17 protein-coding genes and 1 pseudogene are annotated in these 20,646 nt (G+C 69.0%); 8 read left to right on the top strand and 10 right to left on the bottom strand.

Translation table 11 applies throughout. The annotated features are described in order from the left end of the window. The 3 genes and pseudogenes from mutL to Q0C12_RS11315 form a co-directional block, all read left to right on the top strand. A pseudogene (gene mutL / locus Q0C12_RS11325) lies at positions 1-708 on the top strand (DNA mismatch repair protein MutL); the annotation flags it as partial. After that, positions 708-1,670 carry a DUF1684 domain-containing protein gene (locus Q0C12_RS11320; RefSeq protein ID WP_290890418.1) on the top strand — a complete coding sequence of 321 codons (963 nt, stop codon included), beginning with the start codon at positions 708-710 and terminating at the stop codon, positions 1,668-1,670. The pseudogene mutL and the gene Q0C12_RS11320, both read left to right, overlap by 1 nt. A gap of 29 nt (positions 1,671-1,699) precedes the next feature. Beyond that, the gene (locus Q0C12_RS11315; protein WP_290890416.1) at positions 1,700-2,578 is read left to right on the top strand and encodes a TraB/GumN family protein; all 879 of its coding nucleotides are present in this window, start codon (positions 1,700-1,702) and stop codon (positions 2,576-2,578) included. 10 nt (positions 2,579-2,588) lie between these two features. Here Q0C12_RS11315 and rsxB read toward each other — a convergent pair whose 3' ends face one another. The 5 genes from rsxB to Q0C12_RS11290 form a co-directional block, all read right to left on the bottom strand. After that, a complete protein-coding gene (gene rsxB, locus Q0C12_RS11310) occupies positions 2,589-3,116 on the bottom strand; it encodes an electron transport complex subunit RsxB (RefSeq protein WP_290890414.1) in 528 nt (175 codons plus the stop codon). A 4-nt stretch (positions 3,117-3,120) separates the two neighbouring features. Then, entirely contained in the window at positions 3,121-3,702 is a 582-nt protein-coding gene (gene rsxA, locus Q0C12_RS11305) for an electron transport complex subunit RsxA (protein ID WP_290890412.1), read from the bottom strand. 7 nt (positions 3,703-3,709) lie between these two features. Further along, a complete protein-coding gene (gene metG / locus Q0C12_RS11300; protein WP_290890410.1) occupies positions 3,710-5,821 on the bottom strand; it encodes a methionine--tRNA ligase in 2,112 nt (703 codons plus the stop codon). A gap of 710 nt (positions 5,822-6,531) precedes the next feature. Then, positions 6,532-8,556 (bottom strand): prolyl oligopeptidase family serine peptidase, encoded by a 2,025-nt coding sequence (locus tag Q0C12_RS11295; RefSeq protein WP_290890408.1) that lies wholly within the window; start codon positions 8,554-8,556, stop codon positions 6,532-6,534. A gap of 79 nt (positions 8,557-8,635) precedes the next feature. Continuing rightward, on the bottom strand, positions 8,636-11,506 hold the full coding sequence (locus Q0C12_RS11290) for a TonB-dependent receptor (protein WP_290890406.1): 2,871 nt from the start codon (positions 11,504-11,506) through the stop codon (positions 8,636-8,638). 189 nt (positions 11,507-11,695) lie between these two features. Between Q0C12_RS11290 and apbC the strand changes: the two genes are divergently transcribed. Both apbC and dcd read left to right on the top strand, forming a co-directional pair. Then, on the top strand, positions 11,696-12,781 hold the full coding sequence (gene apbC / locus Q0C12_RS11285) for an iron-sulfur cluster carrier protein ApbC (protein WP_290890404.1): 1,086 nt from the start codon (positions 11,696-11,698) through the stop codon (positions 12,779-12,781). Between the two features lie 54 nt (positions 12,782-12,835). Next, on the top strand, positions 12,836-13,405 hold the full coding sequence (dcd, locus tag Q0C12_RS11280; RefSeq protein WP_290890402.1) for a dCTP deaminase: 570 nt from the start codon (positions 12,836-12,838) through the stop codon (positions 13,403-13,405). Positions 13,406-13,426: 21 nt separating this feature from the next. Here dcd and Q0C12_RS11275 read toward each other — a convergent pair whose 3' ends face one another. From Q0C12_RS11275 to Q0C12_RS11265, 3 genes are read right to left on the bottom strand one after another with little or no spacing between them, the layout of a single operon-like run. Next, positions 13,427-13,588 (bottom strand): DUF5668 domain-containing protein, encoded by a 162-nt coding sequence (locus Q0C12_RS11275; protein ID WP_290890400.1) that lies wholly within the window; start codon positions 13,586-13,588, stop codon positions 13,427-13,429. Then, positions 13,585-14,013 carry an HIT family protein gene (locus tag Q0C12_RS11270; protein WP_290890398.1) on the bottom strand — a complete coding sequence of 143 codons (429 nt, stop codon included), beginning with the start codon at positions 14,011-14,013 and terminating at the stop codon, positions 13,585-13,587. Before Q0C12_RS11270 ends, Q0C12_RS11275 begins: the two co-directional genes overlap by 4 nt. A gap of 11 nt (positions 14,014-14,024) precedes the next feature. Further along, entirely contained in the window at positions 14,025-14,690 is a 666-nt protein-coding gene (locus Q0C12_RS11265) for a dienelactone hydrolase family protein (protein ID WP_290890396.1), read from the bottom strand. Between the two features lie 105 nt (positions 14,691-14,795). On the opposite strand from Q0C12_RS11265, the gene rimO reads away from it, so the two are divergent. Further along, complete coding sequence (rimO, locus tag Q0C12_RS11260; RefSeq protein WP_290890394.1) at positions 14,796-16,130, top strand: 30S ribosomal protein S12 methylthiotransferase RimO; 1,335 nt, start codon at positions 14,796-14,798, stop codon at positions 16,128-16,130. A 6-nt stretch (positions 16,131-16,136) separates the two neighbouring features. Here rimO and greB read toward each other — a convergent pair whose 3' ends face one another. Both greB and Q0C12_RS11250 read right to left on the bottom strand, forming a co-directional pair. After that, entirely contained in the window at positions 16,137-16,646 is a 510-nt protein-coding gene (greB, locus tag Q0C12_RS11255; RefSeq protein ID WP_290890392.1) for a transcription elongation factor GreB, read from the bottom strand. 2 nt (positions 16,647-16,648) lie between these two features. Further along, the gene (locus tag Q0C12_RS11250) at positions 16,649-18,271 is read right to left on the bottom strand and encodes an AbgT family transporter (RefSeq protein WP_290890390.1); all 1,623 of its coding nucleotides are present in this window, start codon (positions 18,269-18,271) and stop codon (positions 16,649-16,651) included. 113 nt (positions 18,272-18,384) lie between these two features. Between Q0C12_RS11250 and Q0C12_RS11245 the strand changes: the two genes are divergently transcribed. Together Q0C12_RS11245 and Q0C12_RS11240 are read left to right on the top strand one after the other, a co-directional pair. Then, positions 18,385-18,936, top strand: a complete 552-nt coding sequence (locus Q0C12_RS11245; RefSeq protein ID WP_290890387.1) for a LemA family protein — start codon at positions 18,385-18,387, stop codon at positions 18,934-18,936. Beyond that, a partial coding sequence (locus Q0C12_RS11240; protein ID WP_290890384.1) for a DUF2207 domain-containing protein occupies positions 18,933-20,646 on the top strand: 1,714 nt, incomplete at its 3' end. The genes Q0C12_RS11245 and Q0C12_RS11240, both read left to right, overlap by 4 nt.

The raw sequence follows: 20,646 nt of genomic DNA, 5'->3' as shown, positions 1-20,646 counted from the left end.
CCGGCGCAGGGCGGGCTGGGGTTGCCGGTGCGCGACACGCTGGCCGGCTACGCGGCGCTGTACGGTGGCGCGACGGGCGCCCTCGGCGCGGCGGCACCGATGCCCGCCGCCAACGAGGCGGAAGCGCCGCCCTTGGGTTATGCGCTGGCGCAGCTGCACGGCGTGTTCGTACTGGCCGAGAACGAGCACGGGCTGGTGCTGGTGGACATGCACGCCGCGCACGAGCGCATCACCTACGAGCGGCTCAAGCAGGCCCGCGACGGCGAGGGCATCCGCGCGCAGCCGCTGCTGGTGCCGCTGCCGCTGGCGGTGTCCGAGCGCGAGGCCGACATCGCCGAGCAGCACGCCGACACCCTGGCCGGCTACGGTTTCGAGATCCGGCGCGCGGGCCCCCAGTCGCTCAGCGTGCGCAGCGTGCCGACCCTGCTGGCCGACCTGGACCCGAAGGCCCTGGTGCTGGACGTGCTGTCCGATCTGCGCGAGCACGGCAGCAGCCGCAAGCTGGAGGAAGCGCGCAACGAGCTGCTGTCCACCCTGGCCTGCCACACCTCGGTGCGCGCCAACCGGCGCCTCACCCTGCCGGAGATGAACGCCCTGCTGCGTGACATGGAATCCACGGAGCGCAGCGGACAGTGCAACCACGGCCGCCCCACCTGGGTGCAGCTGAGCAAATCCGAACTCGACCGTTTGTTCCTGAGGGGGCGCTGATGAAGTTTCGACACCTGCTGTGGATGGCGGCGCTGGCCGCGGTGGCCGGCTGCGGCGGAGGCGCCGACGAGGCTGCGCAGTCGCAGAATGAGGAGCGCGCCGCGCGCGCGGCCAGGCTGGCGTATGAGGGCGAGATCCTGGCCTGGCGCGACCAGCGGCTGGCCACGCTCAAGCGCCCCGACGGCTGGCTGTCGCTGGTGGGCCTGCACTGGCTCACGCCCGGCTCGACCTATGTCGGTTCGGCACAGGACAACGGCACCCGCTTGTCGGTCGGCCCCGCGCAGGTGGGCATGCTGAACCTGGCCCGCGACGGCAGCGCCACGCTGAAGCTGCACCCGGGCGTGGAGGCAGAGGTGATGGTCGATGGCGTTGCGCCGGAGCCCGAGGCCCTGGTGCCGCTGGTGTCGGACGCCGACGGCAAGCCCACGGTGGTGTCGTTCAACAAGGGCGACGCCAGCTTCGTGCTGATCAGGCGCGCCGACCGGCACGCGCTGCGCGTGCGCAACGCGTTCGCGCCGACGCGCACGCGCTTCCCCGGCCTGGAATACTTCGACATCAACCCGGACTTCCGCTTCGTGGCCCGCTTCGAGGCGCACCCGCCGGGCCAGACCGTCGAGATCATCAACATGCTGGGCATGGTCGAACCCATGCCCAATCCCGGCACGCTCAGCTTCGAGAAGGACGGCCAGACCTTCCGGATGCAGGCCGTGGACGAAGGCGACGGGCGGCTGTTCTTCACCTTCGCCGACCGCACCAGCGGCCACGAGACTTATTCCGCCTCGCGCATGGTCTACGCCGACCCGCCCGGCAGCGACGGCACCACCGTGCTCGACTTCAACAAGGCCTACAATCCGCCCTGCGCCTTCACGCCGTACTCGACCTGCCCGATGCCGCTGCCGGAGAACCGGCTCGACCTGCGGGTGGAAGCGGGCGAGAAGAAGCCGCTGCCTTCCCCCGAATGAATCCCCCCTCGCCAAGAGATTCCCTGCCCATGTCGATCCGCTTCCTCGCTGCCCTGTTGCTCGCCACCGTCGCCGGCAGCGCGCTCGCCGAACCGCCCAAGCCGCTGCTGTGGAAGGTCAGCGACGCCGACAACGCCATCTACCTGCTGGGCTCCTTCCACCTGCTCAAGGCCGGTGACTATCCGCTGTCGCCCGACGCCTACGCGGCGCTCGACGATGCCGAGAAGGTGGTGTTCGAACTCTCGCCCGCCGAGATGAACGACCCGGCCCTGGGCCAGAAGATGGCGATGGTGGCCCGGCGATCCGACGGCAAGACCCTGCAGGCGGCCCTGCCGGGCGAGACCTGGGCGCAGCTGGTCGAATACGCGGCCAAGCGCCAGATCGCGCTGCAGAATTTCCAGGGCTTCGACACCTGGTTCATGGGCCTGGTGATCGGCATCACCGAGATGCAGATCGCCGGCCTCGACTCCTCGCTGGGCCTGGACAAGCATTTCGCCGAGCGCGCGCAGGCCGCCGGCAAGCAGGTCGGGGCGCTGGAAACCGCCGACCAGCAGTTCGCCATGTTCGACGGCATGAGCCCGGCCGAACAGCTGCAGCAGCTGCAGGATGCGCTCGGCGACGTCGCCGCGATGGAGCAGGAGATCAACCGCATGCACGCGCTCTGGCGCGCCGGCGACGCCGAGGCGCTGTTCGCGATGAGCGGCGCCGAGATGAAGGCCGAATACCCCGATCTGTACGAGCGCCTGAACGTGGCCCGCAACCGCGCCTGGCTGCCGCAGGTGCGCGCCATGCTCGACGAGCAGGACAGCGACGAGACCCTGGTGGTGGTCGGCGCGATGCACCTGCTGGGCGAGGATGGCCTGGTGCACTTGCTGCGCGAGGCCGGCTACACCGTCGAACGGCTCTGACGCCGGCCGCTCAGGCGGGCCGCGGCCAGCGGACCTGGCCCGGCCGCGGGGCCGGCGGCACCAATTCGATGCAGTCGACCGGGCAAGGCGGCAGGCACAGCTCGCAGCCGGTGCACAGGTCGGCGATCACGGTATGCATGCGCTTGGGTGCGCCGACGATCGCGTCCACCGGGCAAGCCTGGATGCACTTGGTGCAGCCGATGCAGTCCGCCTCGACGATCAGCGCCACCACCGCCGGCTTCTCGACGCCGTTGTCCGGATTGATCGGCTTGGGCTCCCGGCCCAGCAGCTCCGCCAGCGCCCGCACGCCGGCCTCGCCGCCGGGCGGGCACTGGTTGATGTCGGCTTCGCCCGCGGCTATGGCGCGCGCGTAGGGCTTGCACCCGGGGAAGCCGCACTGGCCGCACTGGGTCTGCGGCAGCAGGCGGTCGATGCGTTCGACCATCGGGTCGGCCTGCACCCGGAACCGCACCGCGGCCCAGCCCAGGACGGCACCCAGCAAGGCGGCCAGCGCGACCACCCACAGCCACGTCGCCACCATGTCAGGCCGGCACCAGGCCGGAAAAGCCCATGAAGGCCAGCGACATCAGCCCGGCCGTGGCCAGCGCGATCGGCGCGCCGCGCCAGGCGGCCGGCACGTCGGCGGCCTCCAGGCGTTCGCGCATGGCCGAGAACAGCACCAGCACCAGCCCGAAGCCAAGCGCGGCACCGAAGCCATAAAGCACCGATTCGATGAGGCTGTGCCGCGCCTGCACGTTCAGCAGCGCCACGCCGAGCACGGCGCAGTTGGTGGTGATCAGCGGCAGGTAGATGCCCAGCACGCGATAAAGCCGCGGGCTCTGCCGGTTCATCACGATCTCGGTGAACTGCACCACCGCCGCGATCACCAGGATGAAACCCAGCGTGCGCAGGTACTCCAGGCCCAGCGGCAGCAGGATCCAGTGGTGCACGACCCAGGCCAGCGCGGCCGAGAGCGTGAGCACGAAGCCGGTGGCCAGGGCCATGCCGTAGGCCGCGTCCATCCGGCGCGACACGCCCATGAACGGGCACAGGCCCAGGAACTTCACCAGCACGAAGTTGTTGACGAAGACCGCGCCGACCAGCAGCAGGCCGATGTCTTCCACGACGGCGTTACCGGACCGGCATGCCGGGCAGGGCGCCGGCGTCGGCGTCGAGCAAGGCCAGCGCGCCGCCGTCGACGCCGGCGGACAGGATCATGCCCTCGCTCAGGCCGAAGCGCATCTTTCGCGGCGCCAGGTTGGCGATGAACACGACGCTGCGGCCGACCAGCTTGTCCGGCTCGGCGTAGCTGCCGCGGATGCCCGAGAAAATCTGGCGCTGGCCGAGCTCGCCGGCGTCGAGCAGGAAGCGCAGCAGCTTGTCGGAGCCGTCCACGAAGCCGCACTCGAGCACCTTGCCGATGCGCAGGTCGAGCTTGGCGAAATCCTCGATGCCGATGGTGGCCACCGCCTTGCCCTCTGTAGGAGGGGCTTCAGCCCCGAAGCTCTTCGCGGAGGGCTTCGGGACTGAAGTCCCTCCTACAGCCCCTCCTGCTGGTGGCGCATCGGCGGGCTTGAGGTCTTCCTTGCTGGCTTCGGTCATGGCTTCGATCTGCTTCGGGTCGATGCGGGTCATCAGCGCCTCGAACGGGGCGATGGCGTGGGCGGTGAGCGGCGCGGCGATGTCGCCCCAGCGCGCGACGGGCGCGCGCAGGAAGGCCTCGGCGCGCGCCACCGTCGCCGGCAGCACCGGCTTTAGCGCGGCGGCCAGCAGGCGGAACAGGTTCAGGCCTTGGGTGCACACGGCCTGCAGCTCGGCGTCGGCGCCGTCCTGCTTGGCGATCACCCACGGCTTGCGCTCGTCGATGTAGCGGTTGGCCTCGTCGGCCAGCGCCATCACCTGGCGCATGGCCTGGCCGAACTCGTCGCGGGCATAGCTGGCCGCCACCTCGCGCACGCCTTCGACGAAGCGCGCGTACATGGCCGGGTCCGGCAGCGTGGCGGCCAGCTGGCCGTCGAAGCGCTTGGAGATGAAGCCGGCGCAGCGGCTGGCGATGTTGACGAACTTGCCGACCAGGTCGGCGTTCACGCGGGCCACGAAGTCGTCGAGGTTGAGGTCGAGGTCGACCACGCCGGCGCCGGTCTTGACCGCGAAGTAGTAGCGCAGGTGCTCGGGGTTCAGGCCGCTGTCGAGGTAGGTGCGCGCCTGCACGAAGGTGCCGCGCGACTTGCTCATCTTGGCGCCGTTGACGGTGAGGTAGCCGTTCACGTGCAGGGCCGTGGGGGTGCGGAAACCGGCGCCGTGCAGCATGGCCGGCCAGAACAGGCCGTGGAAGTTGATGATGTCCTTGCCGAGGAAGTGGTGCATCTCGGTTTCGCCGGCGGTGTTGCGCGCGGCCTCGGTGAAGGCCGCGAAGTCGGCGCCGCCGCGGTCGCAGAAGGCCTTGAAGCTGGCCAGGTAGCCGATGGGCGCGTCCAGCCAGACGTAGAAGAACTTGCCGGGCGCATCGGGGATGGGGAAGCCGAAGTAGGGCGCGTCGCGGCTGATGTCCCAGTCGCGCAGGCCGCCCTCGAGCCATTCGCCGAGTTTGGCCTTCACCGAGGCATGCGCCACGTCGCCGGCCAGCCATTCGCGCAGGAAGGCCTCGAACTTGCCCAGCTCGAAGAAGTAGTGCTCCGAGTCGCGCAGCTCGGGCACGGCGCCGGAGACCACGGAGCGCGGGTTCTTCAGTTCGGTGGGCGAGTAGGCCTTGCCGCAGACCTCGCAGTTGTCGCCGTACTGGTCGGCCGAGCCGCAGTTCGGGCACTCGCCCTTGATGTAGCGGTCGGGCAGGAACATCTGCCGGTCGGGGTCGAACAGCTGCTGGATCGAGCGCCGGGCGATCGCCTTCACGCCGTGGCTGCCGTCGCGCAGGCGGGTGTAGATGAGGCTGGCGAGTTCGCGGTTCTCGTCCGAGTGGGTCGAGTGGTAGTGGTCGAACTGGACGCCGAACGCCGCGAAGTCGGCCTCGTGGCTGGCCTGCATGCCGCGGATGAAGTCCTCGGGGCTGGTGCCGGCCTTCTCGGCCGCCAGCATGATGGGGGTGCCGTGGGCGTCGTCGGCGCAGACGAAATGGGTGGTTCCGCCGGCCATGCGCCGGGCCCGCGCCCAGATGTCGGCCTGCACGTACCCGACCAGGTGGCCAAGGTGCAGGTGCCCGTTGGCATAGGGCAGGGCGGTGGTGACGAGGGCAGGCGCGGGCATGGGCAGGCAACGAAGGGCTGGGGCAGGCCGCGATTATCCTAGGTCTGCGGTCCTTGCGGTACTGCGGGACCAGGCGCCGGTGCCACCGCGGAATCGAAGGTCACTTCCTGCTCAGCGAAGCCTTTTATTTCGCAGGAAGTGACCTTCGATTCCGCGGCGTCACCGGTGCGGACCGTCTTGGGTGCCCAACGAAAGGCCCGTAGCGGCCCGCTCCGATGCTTGCGCGTATCGATCAGGACCAAGGCCGGGCATTTTTCTCGCTGACCACGTTGGCTAACCAGCGCAATGCAAGTAGCCGCTGACGTCCCATCGCGCGCGTCCCTTCGGACGCGAGATGAGGGTTCGAGGCCAGCGTGGAAGGTGGCCAGTGCGAAGCACATTTCCGCCCGGCGGCGGGTGGGGGTGCAAGTCGTGGAGCCTGGGTCCGTGCTTTTCCGATGGGCGCCACGGCGACCCGTCGTGTGTGAGCTGACCCAAGTCCCCGGCCATCCTCGAAGAACATCGGGTACCCGTGCGGCGGCGACGGAGCGGTCGGAGAAGCATGGACCGACAAGAATCGCCAAGACCCCACACCCGCCGCCGGGCGGATAGGTCTATCGAACTGGCTACCTTCCGGGCTCGCGCCGGCGCCCCATCTTCACGTTGGCAGAAAAAAAGAGCCCGGCTGTCGCCGGGCCCTCGGTGCTGCGTGATGCGGGCGGTGCCTGGGTTCAGGCGCTGGTGCCGCACTTGTTCTTCAGGAAGTCTTCCATCAGGCGCAGCGTCTGGGACATGTGGCGCGGGTACCACGGCATGCTGTGCGGCATGTCCGGGATCAGGTGGAACTGCGCGTCGACCTTGCCCTTCACGCCGTTGTAGAAGTCCTTGGCGTGGAAAGCCGGCGTGCGCACGTCGCGATCGCCGACGTAGAGCAGGACCGGGATGTTGGCCTTGTCCGTGTTGCGGATCGGATCCATGCCCTTGACCGTGTCGCCCTGCACGATGCGCTGCAGGCGGTTGTCGCTCCAGGACGTGCCCAGGCGACCCAGGTCGGTGACCGGCGCGCCGGAGATGGCGCAACGGTAGGGGCTGTTCGGACGCACCACGGCCGCGGCGGCCGCGAAACCACCGTAGGAGTAGCCGAAGATGACCAGGCGCTTGGGATCGGCGATGCCTTCCTTGACCAGCCAGGCGGCGCCGTCGTCCTTGTCGTCCTGCATCTTCTGGCCCCACTCGGCGTCGCCGCTGGTCCAGAGCTTGCGCCCCAGGCCCGACGAGCCGCGGTACTGCGGACGCAGCACGGCGTAGCCGCGCGAGGTCAGGAACGGCACCCAGCCGGACGCGTCCCAGCCACCGTAGTCACGGGCCCACGGGCCGCCGTGCGGATGGATCACCGTCGGCAGCGGGCCGTCGGCCTTGGTCCAGCCGGCCGGCAGGTCGAGGATGGCGGGGATCTCCAGGCCGTCGCGGGCCTGGTAGGTCACCCACTTCTGCTCGCCGATGTCGTTCGGGTCGATGCCGTCGCGGGTCACCCCCAGGGTCGAGACCTTGTTGCCGTCCACCAGCAGGCGGTAGGCCACCGGGTGGCGCGGGCTTTCGGTGGTGAACAGGATCTTGTTGCGGTCGTCGGTCATGCTGCCGATCGAGACCTGCTGGCCCGGGAAGGCCAGCTTCAGGCCCTCGTGGATGGCCGCCAGCTGCGGGTCGATCCAGATCGTGTCGCCGTTCATGTTCGCGATGGTGAAGCCCAGCACCTTGTTGAAGTCACTCGGGCGCGAGCCCAGCACGATGTTGGCGATCGAGTACTTCGGGTGCGCCAGCAGCGGCTCGTCGTCGAACTTGCTGGTGGCCGGGTCGTACATGCGCGCCTGCACCAGGTCGGAGAAGGCGTCGGTGAGCACGTAGTACTTGCCGGTGGCCTCGTCCAGGCCGACCACGGCCATGGTGTAGCGGTCCTTGATCTTGCGCGACAGGGCCGGGTGCACCACGAACTCATCGGTCCCGGCCTTGCGGATCTTGATGCGCTGCTCCAGGCCGTCGGAGGTGGGCTCGATGGTGGTGGTGGTCAGCACTTCGCCGTTGCGCGGGTTCAGCAGGCCCGGCGCATCGCGGCCGCTGGCGCGGAACAGGAGCTCCGTCTTGTCGGTGGCGAGGTCGTAGCGGTAGTAGTTTTCCTGGAAGGTCAGCGGGTTGAGGCGCGAGACGATCACCTTGGTCGGGTCCAGCGGCAGGCCGTTGACCAGGCTGGCGGTGCCGGCCAGCTCGAGGCAGCGCTCGGTCTGGGCGCTGACGCCTGCCGTGCGGGTGCCGGCCGCGAAGGCCTCGGAAAACTCGGAATGCTTGGTGTCGGTCAGGTAGGCCTTGGACACGAAGGTCTTGGTCGAGCCGGTGCTGTTGCCTTCGCCGCAGCCCTGCAGCGCGCCGGTCCACGCCTGGCGCGCGAACACGAACACGCGGTCGGCCTTCAGCGCCGAGGCGGCAATGAAGCGCATGCGGTCGCCCGAGGCAGTGACAGTGGGGCCAGCCGCGAGGTTGTCGAGCTGCCAGGTGGCCAGGGAGGTCTCGTACTCCTCGGCGCCTTCCTTCCCGATCAGGGCGACGATGTTCTTGCCGTCCGAGCTCATCGAGACGGATTGGATCTTGGGCATCGACGACAGCGCCTCGATCGAGATCGGGTCGCGCGCGGATGCGGAATTCACGGTCGCCAGCAGCGACGCGGTGGCAAGGGCCACCAGGTTTTTGAAGCGGTTGCGCATGGTGCTTCTCCGGTTTACCTGTATCCCCCAAAAGAGACGGCCGGGATAACCCGGCCGTCTCCAAGACTGCTTCTTTCTATCAGAAACGATAGGTCATGCGCGCGAACAGCGAGCGGCCGAACCAATCGTACTGGGTGGCAAACGCCGGGATGGTGCCGTAACGCGTGGCGGTGCCGGTCGAAACGTTCGGCGGATCCTTGTCGAGCACGTTGTCGACGCCGACCAGCAGGTCCCACTTGTCCGCGCGGTAGATGACGGACAGGCTGTGGTACAGGCGGTCCTCGGCGACGGTGTCGTACACCGGGTTCGCGTTGCCGAAGTACGCCGTCGGCGTGTTGAAGTTGAAGTTCTCGGTCTCGTCCACGTAGCGCATGCCCCAGGTGTACGTGAAGTCACCACGGGTCAGCGAGCTGCGGATGTTGCCGACGAGCTTCGGATAGCTGATCAGGCCGACGTAGTCGTTGCTGTCGAAGCCGCTCTCGAGGCTGCTGTCGAACAGCTGCTCGACGTTCTCCATCGTGTACGTGAACTGGCTCTCGACCTCGACCTTGCCGAAGTTGAAGTCGCCGTCCCAACGCAGGTTCAGGTCATAACCACGGACCAGCTGCTTGTTGATGTTCAGGTACGAGTCGCGGATCACGTCGATGTTGAGCGGATCCGAGCCGGTGCCGCGACGGTTGAACAGGTCGCAGAAGGCGTTCGGGTAGTTCGGCAGGGCATAGCAGCTGCCCACGATCGCGCCGGCGCCGAGCTGCGAGATCTGGTCACGCACGTCGATCTCGAAGTAGTCCACGGAAGCGGTGAAGTTCGCCCACGACGGGGTGAAGACGATGCCCGCGGTGGTCGCGGTCGAGGTCTCCGGCTTCAGGACGCCCAGGCCGCCACCGGTGATGACGGTCGCCGAGGAGCCCGCACCGTTGTAGTTGTCGGGGATGCCTTCCGCGGCGCAGTTGGCGCGGATGTTCGGGTTGGTCGAGTTGCCCCAGTCGATGCAGGGATCGATGCCGAACTGGCCCACGAACGAGGTCTGGTCACCCAGGAACAGCTCGTACAGGCCCGGGGCGCGGTACGAAGTGCCGCGGGTGGCGCGGATGCTCAGCGACGGGATGATCTGCCAGCGCATGCCGAGCTTCCAGATCGAGTCCGAGTCCGCCACGGTGTCGTACTTGAACACGCGGCCGGAGGCGTTGACCGCCAGCTCCTCGATGCCCGGGATGCCGGACAGCAGGGGCACTTCGATCTCGCCGAAGATTTCCTGGATGTAGTCCTTGCCCTCGGTACCGGTGGCCGACGACTGGCCCCACAGGCGGCCGGTGCGCTCGAGCTCGCTCGGGTTGTCGTCGATGCTGACGCGACGGAACTCGGTGCCGATCGCGGCGGCAACGACGCCGGCCGGCAGCTCGAACAGCTCGCCGGTGGCGGTGGCGTTGACCACGAACTGGTCATACACGGTGTTGCCGGTGTGCCAGACGCCGATTTCCTGCGCCAGGCGCTCCATGCCACGGCCGCTCAGGAAGATCGGATCCAGGTAGTTGACGGGCGAGCCGCCGCCGTCGAGGTCGCGGAAGCGATCGCCGGTCTTGTTGGCGTCGATGCTGAAGACTTCGTAGTCACCGTCCGAACGCGAGAAGGTGGTGTCGAAGTTCCAGGACCAGGTGCTGTCGCTACCGAAGCCGCCCTTGAAGCTGGACGCCGCGTACAGGAAGTCGACGTCGATGTTCTGGTCCGACTTGAACGGCATGATCGGCAGCGAGTTGGCGCTCAGGCCCACCGAGCGGTAATCCATCGTCGGGAAGAACTGGCGGAAGCGACGCGACTCGGTCTCGCGGTTGGTGTAGAGCAGCTGGCCGCTCCAGTCCACGCGGTCGAAGCTGAAATCAGCGCCGACGAAGAGGCTGCTGCGCTCCTGCGAGGAGAAGATGTGCGACTCGCCGACGAAGTCGGCGTTCAGCACGTCCTCGTAGAACGCCGGGTTGCCGCCGGAGGCGTTGGCGTTGGCGCGCGGGCGGTAGCCCGGGATCGGGCCGATGGTCACGCCGTTCGGGGACGGGACGTAGCGGCTCGCGCCCGAGATGACGGTGTTGTGGTAGAGATTGTTGCAACCACCCAGCGGGGTGTTGCCGATGACCGAGCGGTCCTGGCGGTCGATGATGTTGCCGTCGGCGTCACGCACCAGGTCCCGCGGGCAGGCCAGGAAGTCCCGGTCGCCGATGCTGAGCGGCTGCTGGTCGTAGAACTGGAAGGCGGCAACGATGCTGCCCCTGTCGAAGTCCCAGCCGGTCGCGCCGGACACCGTGTACGACGAACCGCCGGATTCCTGCGGAAGGTCGGTTTCGAAGATCAGGGTCGGCTCGTCGACGCTCTTGCGGGTGATCAGGTTGACGACGCCGCCGATACCGTCGGAGCCGTAGATCGAACCGCCGCCGTCCTTGAGCAGCTCAACGCGCTGCAGGATGACCGACGGGATGACGTTCAGGTCGAACGCGCCGACCTGGCCGCGGGTACCGGCCGGGCCCGGGCGCTTGCCGTCGAGCAGGACCAGGGTGCGGGAGGCGCCGAGGCCGCGCAGGGCGATCGACTGGTTGCCGTTACCGCCCTCGACCACGAAGCCGGAGAACTGGTTGCTGATCTGGGTGGTGCCCGCGGCCACGCTGGTGGTCTGCAGGATCGAGGCCGTGTCCAGCTGGCCGGTGGTGGCGCTGACGTCGGCGGTGATGATCTGCACCGGGGACATCGAATTGAAGCCCAGGCGATTGATCAGGGAGCCGGTGACCGTAATGGTCTCCAGTTTCGTGGCATCGGCCGCGTTTTCTGCCGCCTGCTCCTCGTTTTCGGGCTCGGAGGGCGGGTCCTGGGCGAGGACCGCCGGACCATAGAGGCCGGCGACCACGGCTGCCACGAGGGGCAGACGGGCCAGCGACTTGTTACGCGTGTCTTTCTTGAGGGACATTGAAGCGTCTCCGCTGTTTTGGGTGGGTTCATGAAGCAGATGACTTCTTACCATCGAAGGCAGCCTTAACGCAAATTGAATTTATGGAAGGCCATGGGCTTGTCACATTCCCGGGCTACCCTCCGGCCCGCTGCGCCCCGTCCTCCGCGGTGGCACCATGGCAGGCTGAATTCCCCGCCAGGCCCGTCCATGACCCCTTCCGAAGCCCTCATCCACGCCCTTGGCCAACTGGCCGACCCCCACACCGGCCAGTCCCTGGCCGAGGCGCGGGCAGTCCGGGGGCTGGGCCTGGACGGCGGCAAGGTGGCCGCCGAGATCCGGCTGGGCTACCCGGCGGCGGGCTGGCACGCGACGCTGGCGGCCCAGGCCAAGGCCCTGCTCGAGGCCCAGCCGGGCGTCAGCCAGGCCACGGTCTCGGTCACGTCGCGGGTCGATGCCCACCGGGTCCAGAAGGACCTGACCCCGCTGCCGCAGGTCCGGAACATCATCGCCGTGGCCTCGGGCAAGGGCGGGGTGGGCAAGTCCACCACGGCCGTGAACCTGGCCCTGGCCCTGCAGGCCGAGGGCGCCCGGGTCGGCGTGCTCGACGCCGACATCTATGGCCCTTCCATCCCCAAGATGCTGGGCCTCGAGGGGCGTCCCGACAGCCCGGACGGCAAGTCGATCGAACCCAAACGCAACCACGGCCTGCAGGCCATGTCCATCGGCCTGCTGGTGGGCGAGGACACGCCAATGATCTGGCGCGGCCCGATGGTCACCCAGGCCCTGCAGCAGCTGCTCAACAACACCCTGTGGGACGACCTGGACTACCTGGTGATCGACCTGCCGCCCGGCACCGGCGACATCCAGCTCACCCTGGCCCAGCGGGTGCCGGTTTCGGGCGCCGTGGTCGTGACCACCCCGCAGGACATCGCCACGCTCGACGCCCGCAAGGCCCTGCAGATGTTCGCCAAGGTCGAGGTGCCGGTGCTGGGCATCGTCGAGAACATGGCCGTGCACGTGTGTTCAAACTGCGGCCACGCCGAGCACGTGTTCGGCGCCGGCGGCGGCGAGCGCATGGCGGTCCAGTACGACGTGCCGCTGCTGGGCGCGCTGCCGCTGGACATCCACATCCGCGAGCAGGCCGACTCCGGCACCCCGACCGTCGCCGCCGACCCGGACTCGCCGCTGGCGCTGGCCTACCGCGACATCGCCCGCCGCACCGCGGCCCGGCTGTCGCTGCAGGCCCGCAACAAGGCCATCGCCTTCCCGAACATCGTCATGCAGGACACCTGAGCCGGCCCCGGCCCGCTAGAATCCCCGCCTTCACCACCAGGAACCGCGTCCCGCATGAGCATCAAGTCCGACAAGTGGATCCGCCGCATGGCCGAGCAGCACGGCATGATCGAGCCGTTCGAGCCGGGGCAGGTCAAGCACGGCGGCGACGGCCAGCGCATCGTCAGCTACGGCACGTCCAGCTACGGCTACGACGTGCGCTGCGCGCGCGAGTTCAAGATCTTCACCAACATCAATTCCACCATCGTCGACCCGAAGAACTTCGACCCGACCAGCTTCGTCGACGTGGTGTCGGACGTGTGCATCATCCCGCCCAATTCCTTCGCGCTGGCGCGCACGGTCGAATTCTTCCGCATCCCGCGCGACACCCTGGTGGTGTGCCTGGGCAAGAGCACCTATGCGCGCTGCGGCATCATCGTCAACGTGACGCCGCTGGAGCCGGAGTGGGAAGGCCACGTCACGCTCGAGTTCAGCAACACCACGCCACTGCCGGCCAAGATCTACGCCGGCGAGGGCGTGGCGCAGATGCTGTTCTTCCAGTCCGACGAAGTGTGCGAGACCTCGTACAAGGACCGCGGCGGCAAATACCAGGGCCAGACCGGCGTGACCTTGCCGCGCACCTGAGCCGCGGCGTCAGCCGGCGCCTCAGCCGCGCCTGGCGAGCAGGCTCACGCCCAGCGCGATCAGCAGCACCGGCCACCACTTGAACAAGGTGGCCCAGATCTTGAACTCCGGGATCAGGTTGTTGGCCAGCAGCAGGGCGCCCAGCACGATCAGGATGATGGCGGACAGCACGTTCGACTTCATGGGGACTCCGGGGGCAGGGTGGCGGCTTCAAGCGCCGAACGCAGGGAAGATAGCAGTGCCTCGCGGGCGCTGGCCACGTAGGGCTGGCGTACGCCCGCGCCCCACACCGGCCCCGGCCAGGCCGCGTCGTCCTGCTGGCGCGCCACCACGTGCACGTGCAGCTGGCGAACCACGTTGCCCAGCGCACCGATGTTGAGTTTGTGCACCGGCCCGAGGCCGCGCAGCAGGCGGCCGGCCAGGTTCAGTTCGGCCAGCAGCAGGCGCTGGGCGTCGCCGGGCAGGTCGATCCACTCGATGGCGCCGGGTACGCGCGGCACCAGCACCAACCACGGGAAGCGGGCGTCGTCCACCAGGCGGAACTGCGACAGCGGGCCGTCGGCCACGAACAGGGAGTCCGCCGCCAGGCGCGGATCGAGGTCGTTCATGTCGGGGGGCCTCAGCGCAGGTTCTTCTGGAAGAAGGCGAGGGTGCGGTCCAGCGCCTGCTTCGCCACGGCCTCGTTGAAGTCTGGCCGCTGGTCGCAGTTGAAGCCGTGGCCGGCGCCCGGCCAGACGTGGATCTCGGCGGCATCGTCCAGGGCCTCGCGGTGCATGGCGACGTCCTCGGGCGGGATCAGCGGGTCGTTTTCGCCGAAGTGCAGCATCAGCGGCGCCTTGGGCCGCTCCTTCAGCAGCGGCACCGTGCGGCCGCCGTAGTAGCTGACCGCCGGCAGGCCGATGCGGGCGTTGGCCAGGTAGGCGACGCTGCCGCCCCAGCAGTAGCCCACCACGCCAACCCGGAACTCTCCCTCGACCAGGTCGTAGACGCCACGGACGCCGTCCAGGGCGCCGTTGAAGCCCACTTCCTCGGCCAGGGCACGGCCGCGGGCCACGCCGGCCTCGTCGTAGCCCAGCTCGGTGCCGGGGCTGACGCGGTCGAACAGTGCGGGGGCGATGGCCAGGTAGCCGTAGTTGGCGAAGCGGTCGGTGACCTGCCGGATGTGGTGGTTCACGCCGAAGATTTCCTGGACGACGATCAGGGCGCCGCGCGGTTTGTCGTGCGGCTTGGCCTGCCAGGCCGAGATGCGGCCGTGGCGGGTGCTGATCGAGATGTTCTGGCCCATGTGTGTCCCCCGATGGTCCATCCGTTCGTCCAAGAGGGCCAGCCTACACCGGCTTCCCGGCCGGCGAGGGGTATAATCCGCGCCCCCGCCCCGACCCGGCCCGCCATGTCCGCCAGCCACCCCAAGGTGGGCTTCGTCAGCCTCGGCTGCCCGAAAGCCCTCGTAGACTCCGAACGCATTCTGACCCAGCTTCGGGTCGAGGGTTACGAGATCGTGCCCAGCTACGACGCCGCCGACGTGGTGGTGGTCAACACCTGCGGCTTCATCGATTCGGCCGTGGCCGAGAGCCTGGACGCGATCGGCGAGGCCATTGCCGAGAACGGCAAGGTCATCGTCACCGGCTGCCTGGGCAAGCGCCCCGAGCAGATCCGCGCGGCGCACCCGGACGTGCTGTCGATCAGCGGCCCGCAGGACTACGCCAGCGTGATGTCGGCCGTGCACGCAGCGCTGCCGCCGCGGCACGACCCGTTCGTGGACTTGCTGCCGGACTACGGCCTCAAGCTCACGCCCAAGCACTACGCCTACCTGAAGATTTCCGAGGGCTGCAACCACCGCTGCAGCTTCTGCATCATCCCGTCCATGCGCGGCGACCTGGTGTCGCGCCCGGTGGACGAGGTGCTGCGCGAGGCCGAGAAGCTGGCCCGCGGCGGCGTGAAGGAGTTGCTGGTGGTGTCGCAGGACACCAGCGCCTACGGCGTGGACATGAAGTACGCCGCCCGCGAATGGCGCGGCAAGGAGTACCAGACCCGCATGAAGGGCCTGTGCGAGGGCCTGTCCGAACTGGGCCTGTGGACGCGCCTGCACTACGTCTACCCGTACCCGCACGTGGACGACATCATCCCGCTGATGGCCGAGGGCAAGCTGCTGCCTTACCTCGACATCCCGTTCCAGCACGCCAGCCCGCGCATCCTCAAGCTGATGAAGCGGCCGGGCGCGGTGGACAAGACCCTCGAGCGCATCCAGCGCTGGCGTTCCATCTGCCCTGAAATCACCATTCGCAGCACCTTCATCGTCGGCTTCCCGGGCGAAACCGAGGAGGATTTCGAGCAGCTGCTGTCCTTCCTGGACCAGGCCGAGCTCGACCGCGTCGGCGCCTTCGCCTATTCGCCGGTGGAGGGCGCCAGCGCCAACGACCTGCCGGGCGCGGTGCCCGAGGACGTGAAGCAGGAGCGCCTGGCGCGCTTCATGGCGCTGCAGGCCGAGATCAGCGCCGACAAGCTCGAGCGCAAGGTCGGCACCGTGCAGACGGTGATCATCGACGAGATCGACGGCGAGCTCGCCATCGGCCGCTCCAAGGCCGACGCGCCCGAGATCGACGGCCTGGTGCAGATCCAGGACGGCGCCGCGGCGGGCCTCAAGCCCGGCGACTTCTGCGAGGTCCGCATCATGGGCAGCGACGAACACGACCTCTTCGGCCTGGTCGGCGACGACGAGGACTGACGGCCGTCAGGCCGCGGACTCGTAGGCCACGGAGAGGACGAGGTAGCGGGCGGGGCCGGCGGGGAGCTGGACTTCGAACTCGTCGTCGGCGCGTTTGCGCAGGGCGGCGCGGGCCAGCGGGGAATCGATGCTGATCCAGCCCGCCTTCGCGTCGGTTTCGTCCGGGCCGACGATGCGGTAGCGCGCGGTGTCGCCGCTGTCGGTGTCCTCGATCTCGAACAATGCGCCGAAGAAGATCGCTGACGGGTCCGAGGGCGGGCCCTCGGCGATCTTCAAGGCCTCCAGGCGCTTGCCCAGGTACCGCACGCGCCGGTCGATCTCGCCCAGCTGCTTCTTGCGGTAGGTGTACTCGGCGTTCTCGCTGCGGTCGCCCTCGGCCGCGGCCTCGGCCAGCGCCTTGACCACCGCCGGGCGACGCACGCGCCAGAGCTCGTCGAGCTCGGCGCGCAGGCGTTCGAAGCCGGCGCGGGTGATGATCGCCGTCGAGCCTTCGGCCGGCGGCCGCCAGCGGCCCACGGTCAGCCCGCGGCGGGCGTCGCCGGCAGGTAGATCAGCGGCGAATCCGGGCCGATCGGCAGCTCCAGCCAGATCCACACGCCGAACATCAGGCTCCAGCCGACCAGGAACACGATCGAGTAGGGCAGCATCGTCGCCACCAGCGTGCCGATGCCGGCCTTGGGCTCGTAGCGCTGGAAGAAAGCGATGATCAGCGCGAAGTAGCTCATCATCGGCGAGATGATGTTGGTGACGCTGTCGCCGACGCGGTAGGCCACCTGGGTCATCTCGGGCGAGTAGCCCAGCAGCATGAACATCGGGATGAAGACGGGCGCCATCAGCGCCCACTTGGCCGAGGCCGAGCCCATGAACAGGTTCACCGTGGCCGTGAGCAGGATGAAGCAGATGAACAGCGGGATGGTCGGCAGGCCGAGCGCCTTCAGGAAGTCCGCGCCCTCAACCGCGAAGATGAGACCCAGCTGGGTCCAGTTGAAGTAGGACACGAACTGCGCGGCGAAGAACACCAGCACCAGGTATCCGCCCAGCGTGCTCATGCTGGCCGCCATGCCCTTGAGTACGTCGTTGTCGGACTTGATGGTGCCCGCGCCGACGCCGAACGCGATGCCGGCGAGCAGTCCGTATAGGAAGATGATCACCACCACGCCGCTGAGCAGGGGCGAGCGCAGCACGTCCTGGCGCTCGTCGAGCAGGAAGCCCGAGCCCGGGATCGTCGGCATCTGCCAGAGGCTGCCGAACAGTTCGAAGCTGGCGCCCTGGGCCGGATAGCCGCCCCAGAACACCAGCAGGGAGAACGCCACGACCGTCCAGGTCGCGTAGCGCATGCCGCGGCGCTCGGCGGGACTCAGATCCTGGTCGTCCGGCTTGGCGTCGGCGGCCAGTGTCAGCGACGGGACTTCGCTGTCCGGGAAGCGCGGTCCGACGATGCGTTCGGTGACGAACCAGCCGAGCAGCGTGATCACCGGCGTCGAGGCGATCATGAAGTACCAGTTTGCGAGCGGGCTGACGGTGTAGTTGGCATCGACGATGCGTGCGGCCTCCTGCGACAGGCCCGACAGCAGCGGGTCGATGGTGCCGATCAGCAGGTTGGCCGAATAGCCGCCGGACACGCCGGCAAACACCGCCGCCATGCCCAGGATCGGGTGGCGACCGGCCGAGATGAAGATGAGCGCACCCAGCGGCACCAGCAGCACGTAGCCAATCTCGCTGGCCATGTTGGACATTACGCCCGCGAAAACCAGCACCGGCGTCAGCAGGTAGCGGGGCGCCGACAGCACGAGCAGGCGCAGCGAAGCGCCGATCAGGCCGCTGTGCTCGGCGACGCCGATGCCGATCAGGGCCACCAGCACCACGCCCAGTGGCGCGAAGCCCGTGAAATTGGTGACCGTGCTCGTCAGGATGCGATGCAGCCCGTCGATGCTGAGCAGGTTCACCGGGGTCACGATCTCGCCGGTGGACGGGTGCGTCACGCTCAGGCCGGCCATCGACGCCAGCCAGGACGCCACCACCACCGCCAGCGCCAGCAGCGCGAACAGCGTCGCCGGGTGGGGCAGGGCATTGCCGCCCTTCTCGACGATGTTGAGGAAGCGGTCCATGGCGCTGCGCTTGGCGGGGGCGAGTTCGGTCATCGATGGCTGTCCGGTGGCGGGTGGGCGGGGCCCGAAGCGGCCAAATATACCCGAGGTCGCCAGCGACGCCCGGCTGTGCCGATAATCCGGGCAGACCCCGGGGGGAAGCGCCGATGACCATCCTGATCCTCGTCCTGCTGGCGGCCGTGGCCGCCTGGGCCGTGTTCGCCTACAACCGGCTGGTGCGCCTGCGCAACCAGGTGCGGGCCGGCTGGAGCGACATCGACGTGCAGCTGATGCGCCGGCACGACCTGGTGCCACGCCTGGTGGAGGCCGTGCGCGCCTACGCGGGGCACGAGAAGGCCTTGCTCGAGAACGTCACCGCCCTGCGCGCGCAGGCCATGGCCACGCAGTCCCCGGCCAGGCTGGCCGAGGTCGAACGCGCGCTCGAGCACGGCATCGGCCGGCTGGTGGTGATCCAGGAGGCCTACCCGGCCCTCAAGGCCAGCGAGAACTTCCTGCAGCTGCAGCGCGGGCTGGTCGAGGTCGAGGACCACCTGCAGTACGCGCGGCGCTTCTACAACGGGGCCGTGCGCGAGAACAACGACGGCGTGCAGCGGGTGCCGGACGTGCTGGTGGCGCGCATGTTCGGGTTCCGCGAGGCGGAGTTCTTCGAGGCGGGGACCGACGCCGCCGCGGCGCCGCGCCTGGGAGGGCTGTCGTGAGCCGCGCCTGGGTGTTGGCGTGCCTGCTCCTGCTTGCTGCGGCCTCGCCCGCGCCGGCCCAGGAACGCATCCTCTCGTATCACAGCGACCTGGCGGTGCAGCCCGACGGCAGCATGGCGGTCACCGAGACGATCCGCGTGCGCGCCGAGGGCCAGCGCATCCGTCGCGGCATCTACCGCGATTTCCCGACCCGCTACCGCGACCGGCTCGGCAACCGCGTGGTGGTGGACTTCGAAGTGCTGGGCCTGGAGCGCGACGGCCGGCCCGAGCCCTTCTTCACCGAATCGCTGTCGAACGGCATCCGCGTCAACACCGGCGGCGACGATTTCCTGCCGGTGCCAGCCGACATCGAGTACCGGCTGCGCTACCGCACCACGCGCCAGCTGGGCTTCTTCGGCGACTTCGACGAGCTGTACTGGAACGTCAATGGCCTGGGCTGGGAGTTCGCCACCGAGTCGGTGTCGGCGCGGCTGGTGCTGCCGCGCGAGGTGCCGGCGGACCAGTGGCGGCTGGCGGCCTACACCGGGCCCGAGGGCGCGACCGGGCGGGACTTCGAGGTCGAGGTCGCGGGGCCGCGCGAGGTAGTGTTCCGCACCACGCGGGCGCTGGGGCCCAACGAAGGCCTGACGATCGCGGCGGGTTTCCCAAAAGGGCAGGTGCCGGAACCGACTGCCGTCGAGAAGACGGGCGCCTTCCTGCGCGACAACGGCGGCGCGCTGCTGGCGCTGGCCGGCCTGGTCGGCCTGCTGGTCTTCTACGTATGGCGCTGGTACCGGGTCGGGCGCGATCTGCCGGCCGGGCCGGTGTTCCCGCGCTACGAGGTGCCACGGGGATTCTCGGCCGGCGAGGTGCGGGTGATCCGCCGGATGGCGCATGACAACCGCGACTTCGCCGCCGACCTGGTGCAGATGGCGGTGCGCGGCTTCCTCGAGATCCACGCCGAAGGCAAGGACTGGCGCCTGGTGCGCGTGGACGGGGCCGACGCCGCGGTCTTGTCCGGGGCCCAGCGCGCGGCCGCGGAGAAGCTCTTCGCCGCGTCGCCCGAGGTCGTGCTTCGCAACACCGAGGCCAGCCGGGTCGGCGGCGCGCGCATGGCGCATGCGACGGCGCTTGCCCGGCAGACGCAGCCGAAGTACTTCAAGACCCACGGCGGCAGCGTGCTGCTGGCGCTGCTGTTCTCGATCGGCGCGATCATCCTGGCGTTCGCGGTGTCCGGCGGCACGGGGGCGCTGGTGATCGTGCTGGTGGCGATCTCCATGATGGGCATGCACCTCCTGTTCGGCTGGCTGCTCAAGGCGCCGACGCCGGAAGGGCGGCGGGCGATGGACGAGATCGAAGGCTTCCAGCGCTACCTCTCGGTGGCCGAGCGCGACGAGATCCACGCCACGCCGACGCCCGGCGCGGCGGGCACCGACGGCGAACCACCGCTGGACGCCGGCCGCTACGAGCAACTGCTGCCCTACGCGATGGCGCTGGACGTGGAGGCGGCCTGGAGCGAGCGCTTCACCCGCGCGGTCGGCGTGCAGCAAGCGCAGGCGGCACAGCCGCGCTGGTACCACGGCGGCAGCGCGGGCACGTCGCTGGGGCTGGCCAGCCTGGGCAGTTCGCTGGGAAGCGCGCTGACGCAGCACATCTCCTCGGCCTCGACGCCGCCGGGTGGCTCGTCCGGCAGCGGCGGCGGCGGCTCGTCGGGCGGCGGCGGGGGCGGCG

Origin of the sequence: Arenimonas sp., assembly GCF_022842045.1 — a bacterium.
In the GTDB taxonomy this organism is placed as follows: Bacteria; Pseudomonadota; Gammaproteobacteria; order Xanthomonadales; family Xanthomonadaceae; genus Arenimonas.
This window is presented reverse-complemented; position numbering and strand designations above follow the sequence as displayed.

What these genes read in the sequence shown, in the direction of transcription:
- Q0C12_RS11320 (WP_290890418.1), top strand. Translation starts at nt 708, where the DNA reads ATGAAGTTTCGACACCTGCTGTGGATGGCGGCGCTGGCCGCGGTGGCC.
- Q0C12_RS11315 (WP_290890416.1), top strand. Translation starts at nt 1,700, where the DNA reads ATGTCGATCCGCTTCCTCGCTGCCCTGTTGCTCGCCACCGTCGCCGGC.
- metG (WP_290890410.1), bottom strand. Translation starts at nt 5,821, where the DNA reads ATGCCCGCGCCTGCCCTCGTCACCACCGCCCTGCCCTATGCCAACGGG.
- Q0C12_RS11295 (WP_290890408.1), bottom strand. Translation starts at nt 8,556, where the DNA reads ATGCGCAACCGCTTCAAAAACCTGGTGGCCCTTGCCACCGCGTCGCTG.
- Q0C12_RS11290 (WP_290890406.1), bottom strand. Translation starts at nt 11,506, where the DNA reads ATGTCCCTCAAGAAAGACACGCGTAACAAGTCGCTGGCCCGTCTGCCC.
- apbC (WP_290890404.1), top strand. Translation starts at nt 11,696, where the DNA reads ATGACCCCTTCCGAAGCCCTCATCCACGCCCTTGGCCAACTGGCCGAC.
- dcd (WP_290890402.1), top strand. Translation starts at nt 12,836, where the DNA reads ATGAGCATCAAGTCCGACAAGTGGATCCGCCGCATGGCCGAGCAGCAC.
- Q0C12_RS11275 (WP_290890400.1), bottom strand. Translation starts at nt 13,588, where the DNA reads ATGAAGTCGAACGTGCTGTCCGCCATCATCCTGATCGTGCTGGGCGCC.
- Q0C12_RS11270 (WP_290890398.1), bottom strand. Translation starts at nt 14,013, where the DNA reads ATGAACGACCTCGATCCGCGCCTGGCGGCGGACTCCCTGTTCGTGGCC.
- Q0C12_RS11265 (WP_290890396.1), bottom strand. Translation starts at nt 14,690, where the DNA reads ATGGGCCAGAACATCTCGATCAGCACCCGCCACGGCCGCATCTCGGCC.
- rimO (WP_290890394.1), top strand. Translation starts at nt 14,796, where the DNA reads ATGTCCGCCAGCCACCCCAAGGTGGGCTTCGTCAGCCTCGGCTGCCCG.
- Q0C12_RS11250 (WP_290890390.1), bottom strand. Translation starts at nt 18,271, where the DNA reads ATGACCGAACTCGCCCCCGCCAAGCGCAGCGCCATGGACCGCTTCCTC.
- Q0C12_RS11245 (WP_290890387.1), top strand. Translation starts at nt 18,385, where the DNA reads ATGACCATCCTGATCCTCGTCCTGCTGGCGGCCGTGGCCGCCTGGGCC.